Here is a 14080-nt window from a genome sequence, read left to right as displayed (position 1 = left end):
CCAGCCACTGAACTAACCAGCCACTGAACTAACCAGCCACTGAGCTAACCAGGGAGTTAGTTCAAGTTAACCTTGACAACTTTGTTTTTTTCCTCTTCAGCTTTAGGCAAGGTCAGATTTAAGATACCGTCTTTGTACTCAGCCTCAACTTTGGTATTTTGAACCCGAACCGGTAAAGGAATTATCCGCTGGAATTTACCATAACGGAATTCAGACCGCTTGACGCCTTTTTCGTCAGTATTGGTTTCCTCTTTCCGTTCTCCACTGATAGCAACAACAGTATCTGTGACTTCTACATTCAAGTCTTTGGCTTCCATTCCTGGAACTTCCAATTTCAGAGTGATAGCATCTTCAGTTTGGGTTAGTTCAGCAGCAGGAACATTTTTTAAATGACCAAATTCTCGCAAAGTAGTGGGCACAAAACTATTGTCAAATAGCTGGTCAATTTCCCGTTGTAGGGTGTTGATGTCTTTCCATGGGTTCCAACGAACTAGAGTCATAGCTCTTCCTCCAAGTTGTAATTGCTTAATTGATTTAGCCTTGTTTTTTTGCCTTTGATTATTATGGTAGGACTTGAAAATAGTAGTGACAATTCGGTTTTTATCACTAACTTTATAGGGATTGCCGTTATGAATAAGTTTTGAATAGGGAACAGGGAACAGCGGATCTGGGAACAGCGGATCTGGGAACAGCGGATCTGGGAACAGGGAGCAGGGAGCAGGGAGCAGGGAATAGTAAGAAAGAGATCTGATGATTTTTTGGTGTAATCATAAATCAGCTTTGGGTTTTATGAACTATTTAGAACTGCTATAGTTAACGTTGAGCTAAATTACGGTAAACTGAATACAATTGGGTTCGGTAAACTCGAATTCAGTGGTCAGCTAATGCGCTACCTCACAGGCTAGAAGCCTGTGCCACGCAGGCCACTTGAGGTGCTAATGCGCTACGCGCACGCTACGCGAACAGGTATTAGGTAAGGCAATTCAGTTAAGTCCGATGATGGAATCCACAGATTTTACCCATTCAGTCAGCTACCAAAAAGAATTGATTCTGAAATTACAGGAACTGCTGAAAAAGGAAATTGAAGGTAAAGCTCACTCTGACCGCATTGAAGAATTAGCGTCGGCCATTGAAAGTGCGACAGAGGCGCTCAACAACCTAACCCAGTATTTTAGCTGTCCGGCAAAATTCATCCCACACCTAATGCTACGCATTAGGTGTGGGATGAATTTTGCACAGGGTATTATAAAATTGCTATATAGCGTTTCTAGGAATGAGGTACACATTATTTTTTCCCTCTTCCGATTTCCCTCTTCCGATTTCCCTCTTCCGATTTCCCTCTTCCCTGCTCCCTGCTCCCTGCTCCCTGCTCCCTGCTCCCTAAAAACCAGAAATTTGTACCTCACAAGTCGTAGAATTGCTATAATATATGTACTGATAAACAAAGCCGTTCGCGAAGCGTGGCCAAAGGCCTTAAATGCTGGGCAAGTCAGCCACCTACTAATCAAAAATACAACTTATTGTATTGTAAGGCGTGCGGAGGGGCATCCCGGAGACGAAACCTTAGAAGAGTGGAGCCTTAATCATAAAGTTTTAACCCTTTTATGCATAGCCGACTAACCATAAAGGCTCCACTCTTCTTGCGGTAACTTCTGACCGTGTCGTTAATAAAGCTTACCGAGTATCCGTTCGCGCAGCGTCGGCGAAAGCCGATACCGTTGGGTGGAGTTGGTAAGAAGCCCACACGCTCACTCAAAGAGTCAGTGTGGGAGTATGTCACAGAAACTTGACCTGTACTTTTCTCGATTAGACTCTAATAACTAGGTATTAGGCGTTAACTCCTAACTAACACCTAATACCTAACTCTTAACTCCTAACACCTAACACCTAAGCCTCAACACTAAATAGACTGATTACTAGGGCAAAGGTCGAAGCGATGCAGCGCGGTCTTGGGGGTTACCCCCATGAGCGACTGCATCAAGACAATGATTTTTAGTCCTTGAACAGGTCAAGTCCTATTTCGGGTTGAGCTGCAAAGGCACCAATATTAGGAGTGATGCCCACAAATTGCTCAAATAAGCGAACGACTCTGGTCAAGATCAATCCCAGAACTAGGAAAACCTAGAGATGAAGTGAACAGAGATGGAGTGAACAGAGATGGAGTCTGGAAGGAACCAAGTAGGGAATCAATGGGATTGGTAATAGTACCAACGATGCCCTCAAGGAGATTGTCAGGTCCATCGGTAACATCATCCGGATTACTAATCGGGTTGTTGTTACCAATGGTGGCACTGGCGGCAACACTAATCTGATGATTATTGGTGTTAGGGTTACTTATGGTGCTGGAAACCATGGCTGTGCCATGGATACTGGAAATGCGATTCCTTATATCCCCTGAGGTATTGTCACTAATGGTGCTGGTAGCTGTGCTGCTACTGCTGACCATTACCACACCGCCACCAGATTTGCCTGTTCCCGTAGCGTGGCCATTGGCCAAGGGATTGGGACTAATCGTATTAATAGCCGTCGCCCTGCTACTGACCTTGACGAGAGGGTCATCTGGGTCTACTGTTCGATGACTACTAATTTCAATCTTGGTGATATTCGCGGTTGTTCCATCTTGAGGCTGAATTTCGAGATCAAACACTTGGTCAATTTGACACTCCCCATGCCTAGAAGGCAGGGGATTCTTGGCTCACAGACCCGTCTTGCTCAACCAGGCCGGAACCAGGAAAAGTAGAGGCCAGATCTCCCCAAGCGTTTTGATAAGTTCCCGTGTGCCCCACGGTACCCAAGGCTCTGGTTAGGATATTTTTAGCAGCATTGTGTTCGCGAAGCGGTTCCGAAGGAACATCACGATCCAGCCGACACCCGCATTTACAGGCATGGGTTCTAGTCGATAAAGATTTCTTGACCACTTGACCACAGCTGGAACAATTTTGGCTTGTGTAGGCTGGATTAACTGCGACAGTTATCCGACCAAACTTTTGGCCGAAATACTCTAACCACTCTCGAAATTGGTACCAACCTGCATCGTTAATAGACTTTGCTAAACAGTGGTTTTTAACCAGGTTTTTAACTCTTAAATCTTGCCTTGGCCGTAGGCCACGCTTCGCGAACGGCACGCTGCGCGAACGTAGGCGACCAGGTCGTTAGACCGGATTACGCAGCGCGCCGGAGACGAAACCTTAGAATAAAGAAGCCTTAATAACAAAGATTTAACCCTTTTATGCATAGCCGACTAACCATAAAGGCTTCTTTATTCTTACGGTAACTTCGTTCCCAGTCTCTTGGCGTGCTCTTCACGTTGTCTACTTATTTTAAGGTGTGTCCTACCTAGTCTATTAATTGCTTTTTTACGGTTAGCAGAGCCTTTCTTTTTTCGAGAAACTCGACGTTGATAAAATATGGCGCGCTTTTCACCTTTTTTGTAAAACCTGGGATTAGGTTCAGAGTATCCGTCAGAGTCGGTATAAAACTCCTTCAAGCCTACGTCCAATCCAACAGTAAAGCCAGTGGCTTCTAATTGTTCTGAATTGTCTACTTTGACGCAAAACTGGACATAGTAACCATCGGCTTTTTGGACAATCCGAACTCGCTTGATTAATTTTTGTTCGAATCTCCACAAGTCCCAGGTACCCTTGAGCTTGACTTTTCCGATACCCTTCTTGTCGGTGAATTTTATGGACTTCTTATCTGGGGATAACTTCCATCCAGATTGCTTATACTCCACTGACCTAGAATGTTTCTTGAAACGAGGATAACCCTTCTTTCCAGGAATTTTATTTTTGCAGTTATCGAAGAAACGTTTGATAGCACGTTCTACGTTCTGTTGAACTAAGCCGAGGAGTCGCCTCCCCTGACTTGTCTTCAAAACCGTACGTGACACTTTCGCATCATACGGCTCCTCATTATAGTACTTTAAGTCCATGACAGAGGCTCCTCTTAGAACGGATTTCTATCCAACTCATTGAGTTCGATTTTCTTTCTGTGTTTTGCATCGTGACAATGTAGGTGGAGTAATTCAAGATTTTTATCCGTGTCGTTTCCACCGAGAGAGCGCGGTATTATGTGATGCTTTTCCATTACATCTCCATCTCTGAAGGTAAGACCACAATGAGTACATACCCCTTTTTGCCTTTTCAAAAGCCTTCCCTTTTGACTGGTCATTTCAGGGTGTTTCTGCATTCTGGTATTCCAATATATTAAGTCCCCATCGTAGGTGCTTCTGGCTTCTTGTACCTTTTTATGTCTGACTATTTCAGTTTTGACATGTTTAGGAAGGTGATTCCTGTCGGTCATGAACATCCAGTTGTCTTCCTCTATGGTTCCCCAGTATTTGTTGATTACCCAGGATTTTGATTTATTTGGGTGTCTCCTGTATCCCCATCGTTGTAGTTTGTTCCATAACATGTGCCCAAGTTTATTAAAGGTTTCTTTACTACATACACTTCTGTAGTAGTTACACCATCCCCTTATAATAGGTTTTAGGTGGTTTATCAAAGCCTCCTGGGGAGCAGCTCTGTGACGGTCTATGACGTTTGAGAGCTGCTCATAATGTTCTAAAACTTTTTTCTTTGATGGTTTGATGATGGTTTTAAATCCTTGTTTAGACTGATTTTTTCCTACTTTATATTGACGGATGTTGAATCCTAGGAAGTCAAACCCGTTCATAGTATAGGAAATTCTTGTTTTACTTGGTTTTAATTCCAACCCTATATCATTCAGCCAATTTTCTAGAATCGTTCTGCATTCTTCTATTACTCCCTGATTTTCATGGATGATGACGAAGTCGTCTGCGTATCTAATCAAACTTATTCCTTGCCGTTTCTGTTTTTTACTTCTCCTTTTTATCTTTAATGTTTCGGCATATTGTTTGATTCGTTCTTCCATGCCATGGAGGGCAATGTTAGCGAGCAGGGGTGATATCACTCCTCCTTGCGGTGTCCCTTCGTTGGTGGGAGTGAGTGTATCCTTTTCCATTACTCCAGCTTTAAGCCAGGATTTTATTAACCTTCTTAATGATGGAAAAGTGTTCACTTTAGTTAGAAGCGCTTCATGATTTATTTTGTCAAAACATTTGGCAATATCTGCGTCTAATACCCATTTGGGTTTATGGCATATATTGCTGAATATTGCTTCGACGGCATCGTGACATGAGCGTCCTGGTCTGAAACCATATGAGTTAGGCTCAAACTTGGCTTCCCATTCGGGTTCTAATGCCTGTTTGGTTAAAGCTTGTAGAGCACGGTCGTGTATAGTCGGGATACCTAATGGGCGTTTTTCCCTACTTCCAGATTTGGGAATCCATACCCTTCTGGTAGGTTTTGCCTTCTTTTGAGTATTCAGGTTGGCTACTAAGGCGAGTCTTTGCTTATTATTTAAAGCTTTTTTCCCGTCTATTCCGGCAGTCTTTTTACCTTTGTTCTCCTGGGTTACCCGTCTAACCGCTATCATCTTGGCTGACCAGGAATTCATCAGAGTCTTTTGCAGCTTTCTTACCACGCGGACATCACCACGATGAGAGGCTCGATATATTCGTTTTTGCAACTTGAATACGGTCATTTCCAGCTTTCGCCAGTTGACGTTCTTCCATTCCGACTGTGGGGTGAACCCCCGAGTTTTGGACTTATTCATTGCTACTCGCAACCATATCTCTTCCTATAACGTGAGTCTGTCAGCATATCCCATACATTACATATGGACTTTGGCTTTTGACTCTATCCTTTTCACATAGGCCATGCGGCTAACTACCTACTCAATAAATCGACCTTTATTGAGAGAACCTATGGAATTACTTCGTTCCTGATAACCATTCTATGAACTTTTAGGGCGATACTATTCACCGGGAAATTTATTGGAGAATCAATAATGGACTGTTGAACCCATTACTCCGTATTTTCCTTTGACTTTTGTCTATGGCGTATCAATCCTTAATTTCGCCATTCCAAGCTTACGATGATTCTGACGTATCTTCCTCTCGTACCCTTGAGTTCTTTTACCTATCAATCTATCTTTCAGGTTAAGGATATTTTGACGTTCGACCCTTGCATCGATTGGCAGGTTTGTTATTCCTGTTCATCAGGGTAAGGTTGTCACCCGGATTCTTCGGGGGATGGTATTTCACCATCATGATTATCAAGTTGTCTTGGGTTCTTAACCCAAGCAGCTAATCCCCCAAATCCTGTTCATCAGGATAAGGTTTCTAGCTAACGAATCGCACCAACAGAGGCTTGGCAAGCATGACTATTGAGGTCTTTAACAAATTCAAACTCTTCCCTTAGTTGAGTGTTGTATCGATAGAGTTCTTTCTTCCCTGTTCCACGATTGTCCATCCAATACCGAAGTACCTTGTTACGGACAAAACGAGCCGTTCTAATGGCTTCATTTATTGCCAACTTTTGAGGCTCTTTAAGGACAGCCTTGAATTCCATAACCAACACGCTTATTTCACCTCCTTGGTATTGATGCATTGCTTTCTATTATAGTCGATATCTTAGGACTAAAATTTCCGGGCAGTTAGGGAATAAATTCCTGTTCGGGCTAACCCCATGGTTTGTTCGCGTTCGCCTTTGGCGTGGCCTACGGCCAAGCGTCGCCTTTGGCGATAGTTACCGTAAGGAGAGTGGAGCCTTGTCTTGATGCAGTCGCTCATGGGGGAAACCCCCAAGACCGCGCAAATCACGCTAATCAATAAGTTTTAACCTTTTTATGCATAGCCTGCCAACCATAAAGGCTCCACTCACAATCAGGTTTCGTCTCCGGGATAGAATCGGTGGGGCGTTGCGCCCTCAGGGTCTTTGGTCATCAAAATCGATGTTAATCGGGCCATTGGTGATGTCCAAATCACCAGTAGTAGCCATTGGTTGTAGATTGGTTTGGGAATCAAGCACAGAACAGCTATTGTTTATCATCGAGGTTTCTACTCGAACGTCAACAAAGAAATGAGATGGAGATTCCCTGATTGACTTTTTCCAGCTACCCAGGTCGAGTAGCCAGCACATTTTTCACTTTGTCAGTCTAAATTCTATCTAGGTGATCACAGTATTGCTCTCGAATGCAAAAAAAATTCACGTTTTTTGAACATGACAGGGGGATGGTGCCCTTTATCCATCAATTTTCTGTTTACACTCCCAAACCGCTAGAGGTTTAATTCCCGGAGCGTCCATTACCGCTTTGATTTAATAAATATTCCCAAATCCGTCGTATTTCCTCTTGATTTTGGCGAATCTCTGCTTGACTTTGACGAATTTCCTCTTGACTTTGACGTTGATAGGTTGCTAACTCGGAAAACAATTTTAAGGTCTCATTGAGGGAAACTCGTAATTGAGTAATTTCTGCTTGATTTTGCTCGATGGTCTGAGAGTGACGATTAATGTATCGTGCTGCTGTCTCTAACAAGTTCTCTACTTGAGTTAATCTTTCTTCTGGTGTCATGTCTGATGAATGTTAATAGGTTTAATTCCCGGAACGTCCATTACCGCTTTGATTTAATAAATATTCCCAAATCCGTCGTATTTCTTCTTGATTTTGGCGAATCTCTGCTTGACTTTGACGAATATCCTCTTGATTTTGAATAATTTCCTCTTGACTTTGACGTTGATAGGTGGCTAACTCGGAAAACAATCTTAAGGTCTCATTCAGAGAAACTCGTAATTGAGTAATTTCTGCTTGATTTTGCTCGATGGTCTGAGAGTGACGATTAATGTATCGTGCTGCTGTCTCTAACAAGTTCTCTACTTGAGTTAATCTTTCTTCTGGTGTCATGTCTGATCACTTTTAATTTGATAAATTTATCTATTATATTCGATTTTTTATCATTATTTATGATGTTAAACATTTATCAAAAATTAGTGCGTTCGCGTAGCGGCTCCAAACGCGCCCCGCGTGGCCCAAAGGCCAAGGAGCATCGCCTTCTAGTTTAGTGCGCTATTAAACCAATATAACAATTCTCTCCGCCCCCCCCGCCCCACACTCTTCGCCCTACTCCCTACTCCCTACTCCCTACTCCCTACTCCCTACTCCCTACTCCCGATAACGAAAGTACCTAACCCAATTGATAACTGCTATAGTAATCAGAGTATTGCTAACTTTAAGGTAGGATAATGACAGACAAAAATTTTGTAGCTGATAACGCTACTACTACATAAATACTGGAAAAAGTGATTGAGGAAATACAGCAAACTCCCCAAGAATACTTACCAAATTTGTTGCAGATAGTTCGTCTGTTTCGTGAGAGTGTTACACAGGATACGGCAGAACAAAGCTTTCGTCAGGGATGGCAAGAAGCCATGACAGGGAATACACTTCCTGTTTCACAGCTGTGGGATGGGATTGATCCAGAATCAACCAGCCAAAATCCAAATCACGGTTACACCTGAGTTCAAGAGAAGCCTACGCAATCTAGCCAAGCGGTATCGTAATATCCGCGCCTTTTGTCCAGCCGATTATTGATCAGTTACAGTCAGGTGAAATTATTGGAGATCAGATCCCAAGCATTCCTTACACGGTATTCAAGGTCAGGGTTAGGAATAGTAATATAGCAATTCTACGACTTGTGAGGTACAAATTTCTGGTTTTTAGGGACTTCGGAGCAGGGAGCAGGGAGCAGGGAAGAGGGAAATCGGAAGAGGGAAATCGGAAGAGGGAAGAGGGAAAAAATAATGTGTACCTTATGAGTGCTATAAACGCTATATTCAAAAGGGTAAAAGTGGCGGTTCCCGCTTTATTTACTACCTAAAAACTTCAACTAACATTATTTTTGTTACTATTTACTAAAAGTCAGATAAAGGAGATATTACATCCGAAAAAAGCCAGAAAATTGTGGCTAATTTTAAATCCCAGTAATTCCCTGGATTCAGTGCGTTCGCGTAGCGGCTCCAAACGCGCCCCGCGTGGCCCAAAGGCCAAGGAGCATCGCGTTCTAGTTTGGTCGGTTAATAACGCACCCAAGCAGTGGTAAAACGCTAGAAGTTTAATTCCCGGAGCGTCCATTACCGCTTTGATTTAATAAATATTCCCAAATCCGTCGTATTTCTTTTTGATTTTGACGAATCTCCTCTTGACTTTGACGTTGATAGGTGGCTAACTCAGAAAACAATCTTAAGGTCTCATTCAGAGAAACTCGTAATTGAGTGATGTCTGCTTGATTTTGCTCAATGGTCTGAGAGTGGCGATTAATGTATCGTGCTGCTGTCTCTAACAAGTTCTCTACTTGAGTTAATCTTTATTCTGGTGTCATGTCTGATCACTTTTAATCTGATCTATGTATCTATTATATTTTATTTTTACTCCTTATTACCGATGTTAAACATTACTAAAAAAATAGTGCGTTCGCGAAGCGGTTCCTGACTGGCAGTGCCAGAGGCTGCGCGAACGGAACATCGCCATCTAGTTTGGTACTTGATTAACCAACGAAACCAATTACTTCTACCCTCTCCCTGGGCGTGTTAACCACACTTACCATATTTATTTTTCTCATATTTACCACGCTTACCACGCTTACCACGCTGCACGCCAAGCTAAAATGTGGTAAAGTAGGGAAATACGTATAAGCAGGTGGACAAAAATCAACTACCATCAAAGAAGCTATTATCCACACCATTCAGGCAATTTAGCCCACCAGGCAGCAGGTGTTATCGTTAATTCCACCTACCAAATTATTTAGTAATCCAAAATTCCTCAGAATTTTGCCCTTGGCTGTGTTCGAACGTCTGGATCAGCGATTAGACGAGATGAAGTCAACCTTGGCCGAAGAGGCAATACTCCTAAAGTCTGATATTTTGGTAAATCAGAGGGTGAGTACTGAGGCTCAGAGCCAGAGGTTTACCCTGATCGGATCAGAACAGTTCAGTTGTCTACTGTGGGGGGAAGCCCAACCGGAGACCTTAACTGGGTATGACTCTCTGATGAGACTGTACCAAGTGGGATTGACCTTCGCTCCGGATGCGATCGCAAACTTTCTTACCCATCTCAAGGACTCCTACCTAACCTCACCATTAGAAGTTGACACCTCTGAGGATATTCTCAACCTAATCAAGAGGGCTCAAGCTTCCCTCAAGCCCAATAATCCAGATATCCAGAGCGAATTTACCCTATCATTAATCGATATTCTGTGTGACTACAGCACCGATGTTCCACCATTAGCAGAGCCAGATTATCCCTATGCGTCCATTTGTCAACCCGTAGCAGAAGCACTGCACCAGCAGGTTGAGCAAGAGCGATTGCTCAATCAGGTGACCAGTCAAATCCGTCAAAGCCAAGAGTTACCGCTGATCCTGACCACAGCAGTTGAACGGGTCCGACACTTTTTAGAAGTAGACCGATTAGTCATCTATCAATTTGACTTCCCTTACAGCTCTGCTGCCACAGCACTAGAGCCAGCACCTGCTGCTGCCACTGAATTAGGCTGGGGTTGTATTACCTACGAAGCTAAAGCCTCCGATGGTATCCCATCAGTGCTGAATGTGATTGAGCAGGAGGAATGTTTAACCCATGTACCGAACTCTACACATAAATATCAGCGAGGGTCAACGGTTGCTGTTGATGATGTTGATAAGAGCTATAATACCCATAATTGCTTACTTAAACTGTTGCATCGACATCAAGTACGAGCCAAGTTAGTCGCACCAATTATTGTCGAAAACAACCTGTGGGGACTACTAATTGCCCATCAGTGTTTCGAGCCAAGGCGATGGCAGGACAGTGAAAAAAACTTTCTCCAGGCAATTGCTGAACACCTAGCCGTTGCCATCTATCAAGCGAAGTTATACTCCCAAGTGCAGCAGCAAAACAACACCCTTGAACAACGGGTAATTGAGCGCACCCAAGCACTCCGGGATGCTTTGCAAGCTGCTCAAGCAGCCAATCTTGCTAAGAGTGAGTTTCTAGCTACCATGAGTCATGAATTGCGCACCCCTCTAACCTGCGTAATTGGGATGGCAGCTACACTCTTGCGCTGGTGTTTTGGTCAGGACAGTTCCCACAGATTACCTGTCGAAAAGCAACAGCGCTATTTAAAAACTATCCAGGACAATGGGCAACACCTGCTAGAACTGATCAACGATATTCTGGATTTGTCTCAGGTTGAAGCAGGAAAGTTAGTCCTGACTATCAGCAAATTTTCCTTAAGTAAGCTAGCCAATCAGGTATTGAGTAGCCTAAACGAACAAGCCTACCAACAGCAGGTGACTCTACAGCTAGATTGGCGAGTGCCACCAGAAAGGGACTGTTTTTCTGCAGACCAACGGCGGGTTACACAGATTTTGTTTAACCTTTTAAGCAATGGGATTAAATTTACCCCAGAGGGGGGTAAAGTAATCCTACGGGTCTGGCCAGAAAATCAGTTAGTAGTGTTTCAAGTGGAAGATACAGGCATTGGTATTGCCCAAGACCAGTTACCATTACTGTTTCAAAAGTTTCAGCAGCTAGAAACGCCCTACCGTCGCAAGTATGAAGGAACTGGCTTGGGGTTAGCCTTAACCAAACAGCTAATCGAACTCCATAGGGGCAAAATTGAGGTGGAATCGTTAGTGGGAGAGGGGTCTTGTTTTACAGTTTGGTTACCCACTCAACCCATGGCACCAGTTATTTCAGAAAAAGCCCTGCCAAAGTCCAACCTAACTCTCAAAGCTCAAGGCACTGTGGCCTTAGTGGAAAACCAAGAAGAGATTGCTACCCTAATTTGCGAAATTTTGACCGCAGCAGGCTATAAAGTAATTTGGTTGATTGATGCTTCCACTGCCATCAAACAAATTGCATTGCTTAAGCCCCAGACGATCATTATTGATTGGCAGTTACCGACCAGGGAGGGTTACGAAATGACTCAATGGCTGCGTCAATCCTCCACAACCGGTAGGGTAAAAATTCTGGCTTTAACAATTCCGACTGTGCCAAAGGTAGAGCAACAAGAGATGATGGCGGTAGTGGATGATTACTTATATAAACCGATAGAACCGATGGGATTATTGTACAGGGTTATGGCTTTGGTGGAAAGTTATAGCGCTGCGCTATAGCTGCTAAACCTAGGAGTGTAACTAAACCAAAAATGCTGCTAGGTTCCGGTACATCTTCTGGGACAACAAAAGCATTATCCTGGATTTTAGTAATCGTTGAGTTCCGGCGAATAATGTCCGAGAGGCGAGTGCTTTCTAGATCTGGAGCCAAGGCGAGCAGATGATCGAGATCGTTGAGGAAAAAGAATCGGTCACCATCTCGTGTCCGCGTGAACTGGTCTGAGATGACCGTATTGAATAGTTCACCGACCAAGCCACCATTGAAGGAGTCTTCAGATATTCCTCCAATCCAGAAATCCACATCCTCTACAGACTCGTAGATTTTTTCAAATAGAGCTGCTACTTCTGGGTTAGAAGTAATCCCAAGTTCGCTATCGGTGGTCAAGAAGGCCGTGACTGGATCTAGACCGAGTTCCACACGAGCCTGATTGTAGCCGGGAAGGCCAACTTCCCTTCCCCGTGCAATATTTAGTGAAGCAAGGTCAAAGCCACCGGTGGGAATCGAGGCCAGGAAATTCCGCACCTCGTCCACTATCTGATTGTCAAACTCTTGAGCCACTTGGGAAGCTAAACCCAAAAACAGTGAATCGACGCCGTTATTAATCACCTCTTGGGGAGTGAAAAAGGCATCGGAAAGGGAGATACTTCCGGGGGAAGTGCCGTCATTGTTAATGCGCTGAAGCTCTGGGGAGAGAAGAGTGTGGCCAACGCGGAAGGTACCATTGGCAAATTCCACACTGACACGTGGGTCAACGGTGGAATCGTAGCCAGAGTAATCCTCCAAAAGGCTATCGCCAATGAACAGCGGTAGGAATTCATTGTATGTGATTACTTGAATCTGAGCACCGACGACCTTACGAACTGATTCGTAAATAAAGTCTCCTTTATCAAGTCCTGACTGATGTAACTTCTCCAAAATCACCAGGTCGCCAGCGTCAATTTTTTCAGCAAGTTCTTCAGCCAGACGATTGTGCTCCCGCACGAACAAGGTGTGAACTGCGGTTAACCCAATCTGTTCGTTGACACGAACATCGCCACCGATGAACAACTCTTCTGGAGCATTAGCACCAGACCGGTCAGTGTTGGCATTAGGAAATCCGCCAGTGTTAAAAGGTAGTAACTCTTGGCCATTGATACTCTGGCTCTTGAGCTTTCCACTACCGTCATTAGTACGCAAAAATTCCGCCCGCACTGGATCAGATCCGTAGACCTGTGAACCATCAATAAAAGAAGTCAGCTGGTTGATCTGCTGGCGCGGATTGCCAGGTCCAGTGCCAGTGCCTGGAGCTGCAGGAACCCTGATCAAGGGTATAGATGGCGCGAGTGGATCCGGAAGACCAGTAGCAATGTCAATAGGGTTAATTGGGATGGGGGTGAAATCTTCTGGTGAGCGATCTAAGCCTCCCTCATTCAGATCCAAGTCGTGATCAATGAACTGCCCCCACTGCCAGATCCAGTCGCTGGCGTTGAGGAAATTAGGTACTAATTCCTTCTGGGGAACAATTGTATTACTAATGTCACGAGGGTTAGGCAGAATATTCCCGGTGCTACCCGTTGTTCTTGGTGCGTTGAAGCCATCCTCGTAAGCAGGAGTCAACAGCCGAAGCAGTGGTGTTTCCGCTTGACCCAATGTCGGATCATTGGGGTTGTTGCCAAATCCGTCAATGGTACGAAATTCTCCTGCAGCAGCAGGCACAGACATGGAAAATCCTAGGGCAGCGAAAGTGGTTATTGCTAAACCAAGCTTACGAGGCTTGAGGTTTCTAACCACTTCCAAGTTAGATAAATGATTTTTCATAAGGTTAGTACTTAGGTTAAGATTGCATCCCAACCGCTAATGTGGTAGATGCAGTAAAATACTTTATCTGTTCTAAGAAGGTGTTTGGAAAGTAGCTACATGGTTTGGTAAAGGCCGGTAATTTACTTTAGTTATCCCCAAAATTCACAGGTTTTCGTCTAAAGTAAGTCTTCACGTAAGTCCTTCATTTATCGCCAGTAAATAATTTTTAAAACGGGCTATACGAGTGATTACGTATTTCTTTTGGCTACATAATTTATTCCGTATT

The 14080-nt window shown here is 43.9% G+C and carries 14 protein-coding genes and 2 pseudogenes; 3 read left to right on the top strand and 13 right to left on the bottom strand.

What is annotated here, in order from left to right:
* Positions 1 to 56: 56 nt before the first annotated feature.
* Both BJP34_RS04725 and BJP34_RS42410 read right to left on the bottom strand, forming a co-directional pair.
* Positions 57 to 500, bottom strand: coding sequence for an Hsp20/alpha crystallin family protein (locus tag BJP34_RS04725; protein WP_070391354.1), 444 nt, complete (start codon positions 498 to 500; stop codon positions 57 to 59).
* A gap of 127 nt (positions 501 to 627) precedes the next feature.
* Entirely contained in the window at positions 628 to 771 is a 144-nt protein-coding gene (locus BJP34_RS42410; protein WP_158517011.1) for a hypothetical protein, read from the bottom strand.
* Positions 772 to 996: 225 nt separating this feature from the next.
* Between BJP34_RS42410 and BJP34_RS42405 the strand changes: the two genes are divergently transcribed.
* Positions 997 to 1620, top strand: coding sequence for a hypothetical protein (locus tag BJP34_RS42405; RefSeq protein WP_070391353.1), 624 nt, complete (start codon positions 997 to 999; stop codon positions 1618 to 1620).
* A 451-nt stretch (positions 1621 to 2071) separates the two neighbouring features.
* On the opposite strand, the gene BJP34_RS04715 is transcribed toward BJP34_RS42405, so the two are convergent.
* From BJP34_RS04715 to BJP34_RS04680, 8 genes and pseudogenes are all read right to left on the bottom strand, one after another.
* Positions 2072 to 2647, bottom strand: a complete 576-nt coding sequence (locus BJP34_RS04715) for a hypothetical protein (RefSeq protein ID WP_070391352.1) — start codon at positions 2645 to 2647, stop codon at positions 2072 to 2074.
* Positions 2648 to 2672: 25 nt separating this feature from the next.
* Positions 2673 to 3817 (bottom strand): annotated as a pseudogene (locus BJP34_RS47025) (RNA-guided endonuclease InsQ/TnpB family protein); the annotation flags it as partial.
* 128 nt (positions 3818 to 3945) lie between these two features.
* Positions 3946 to 5637, bottom strand: coding sequence for a group II intron reverse transcriptase/maturase (gene ltrA, locus BJP34_RS04700; protein WP_070390905.1), 1692 nt, complete (start codon positions 5635 to 5637; stop codon positions 3946 to 3948).
* A 587-nt stretch (positions 5638 to 6224) separates the two neighbouring features.
* A pseudogene (locus BJP34_RS04695) lies at positions 6225 to 6434 on the bottom strand (RNA-guided endonuclease TnpB family protein); the annotation flags it as partial.
* Between the two features lie 68 nt (positions 6435 to 6502).
* Positions 6503 to 6655, bottom strand: a complete 153-nt coding sequence (locus BJP34_RS42400) for a hypothetical protein (protein ID WP_158517010.1) — start codon at positions 6653 to 6655, stop codon at positions 6503 to 6505.
* Between the two features lie 136 nt (positions 6656 to 6791).
* Complete coding sequence (locus BJP34_RS04690; RefSeq protein ID WP_070391349.1) at positions 6792 to 7004, bottom strand: hypothetical protein; 213 nt, start codon at positions 7002 to 7004, stop codon at positions 6792 to 6794.
* Positions 7005 to 7149: 145 nt separating this feature from the next.
* Entirely contained in the window at positions 7150 to 7437 is a 288-nt protein-coding gene (locus tag BJP34_RS04685) for a hypothetical protein (RefSeq protein ID WP_070391348.1), read from the bottom strand.
* Positions 7438 to 7458: 21 nt separating this feature from the next.
* Complete coding sequence (locus BJP34_RS04680; protein ID WP_070391347.1) at positions 7459 to 7767, bottom strand: hypothetical protein; 309 nt, start codon at positions 7765 to 7767, stop codon at positions 7459 to 7461.
* A gap of 395 nt (positions 7768 to 8162) precedes the next feature.
* Here BJP34_RS04680 and BJP34_RS04675 point away from each other — a divergent pair, with 395 nt between their 5' ends.
* Complete coding sequence (locus tag BJP34_RS04675) at positions 8163 to 8381, top strand: hypothetical protein (RefSeq protein WP_229424245.1); 219 nt, start codon at positions 8163 to 8165, stop codon at positions 8379 to 8381.
* A 121-nt stretch (positions 8382 to 8502) separates the two neighbouring features.
* Here BJP34_RS04675 and BJP34_RS47020 read toward each other — a convergent pair whose 3' ends face one another.
* A complete protein-coding gene (locus tag BJP34_RS47020; RefSeq protein WP_229424244.1) occupies positions 8503 to 8700 on the bottom strand; it encodes a hypothetical protein in 198 nt (65 codons plus the stop codon).
* 274 nt (positions 8701 to 8974) lie between these two features.
* Positions 8975 to 9205 (bottom strand): hypothetical protein, encoded by a 231-nt coding sequence (locus BJP34_RS04665; protein ID WP_229424243.1) that lies wholly within the window; start codon positions 9203 to 9205, stop codon positions 8975 to 8977.
* Between the two features lie 529 nt (positions 9206 to 9734).
* On the opposite strand from BJP34_RS04665, the gene BJP34_RS04660 reads away from it, so the two are divergent.
* Positions 9735 to 12014 (top strand): GAF domain-containing hybrid sensor histidine kinase/response regulator, encoded by a 2280-nt coding sequence (locus BJP34_RS04660; protein ID WP_229424242.1) that lies wholly within the window; start codon positions 9735 to 9737, stop codon positions 12012 to 12014.
* On the opposite strand, the gene BJP34_RS04655 is transcribed toward BJP34_RS04660, so the two are convergent.
* Entirely contained in the window at positions 11977 to 13812 is a 1836-nt protein-coding gene (locus BJP34_RS04655; protein WP_070391344.1) for a peroxidase family protein, read from the bottom strand. The genes BJP34_RS04660 and BJP34_RS04655 overlap by 38 nt on opposite strands.
* Between the last annotated feature and the right edge of the window lie 268 nt (positions 13813 to 14080).

It is taken from the genome of Moorena producens PAL-8-15-08-1 (assembly GCF_001767235.1).
Lineage (GTDB): Bacteria > Cyanobacteriota > Cyanobacteriia > Cyanobacteriales > Coleofasciculaceae > Moorena > Moorena producens_A.
The sequence above is the reverse complement of the archived record's forward strand: the minus strand, read 5'-3'. Positions and strand labels throughout refer to the sequence as shown.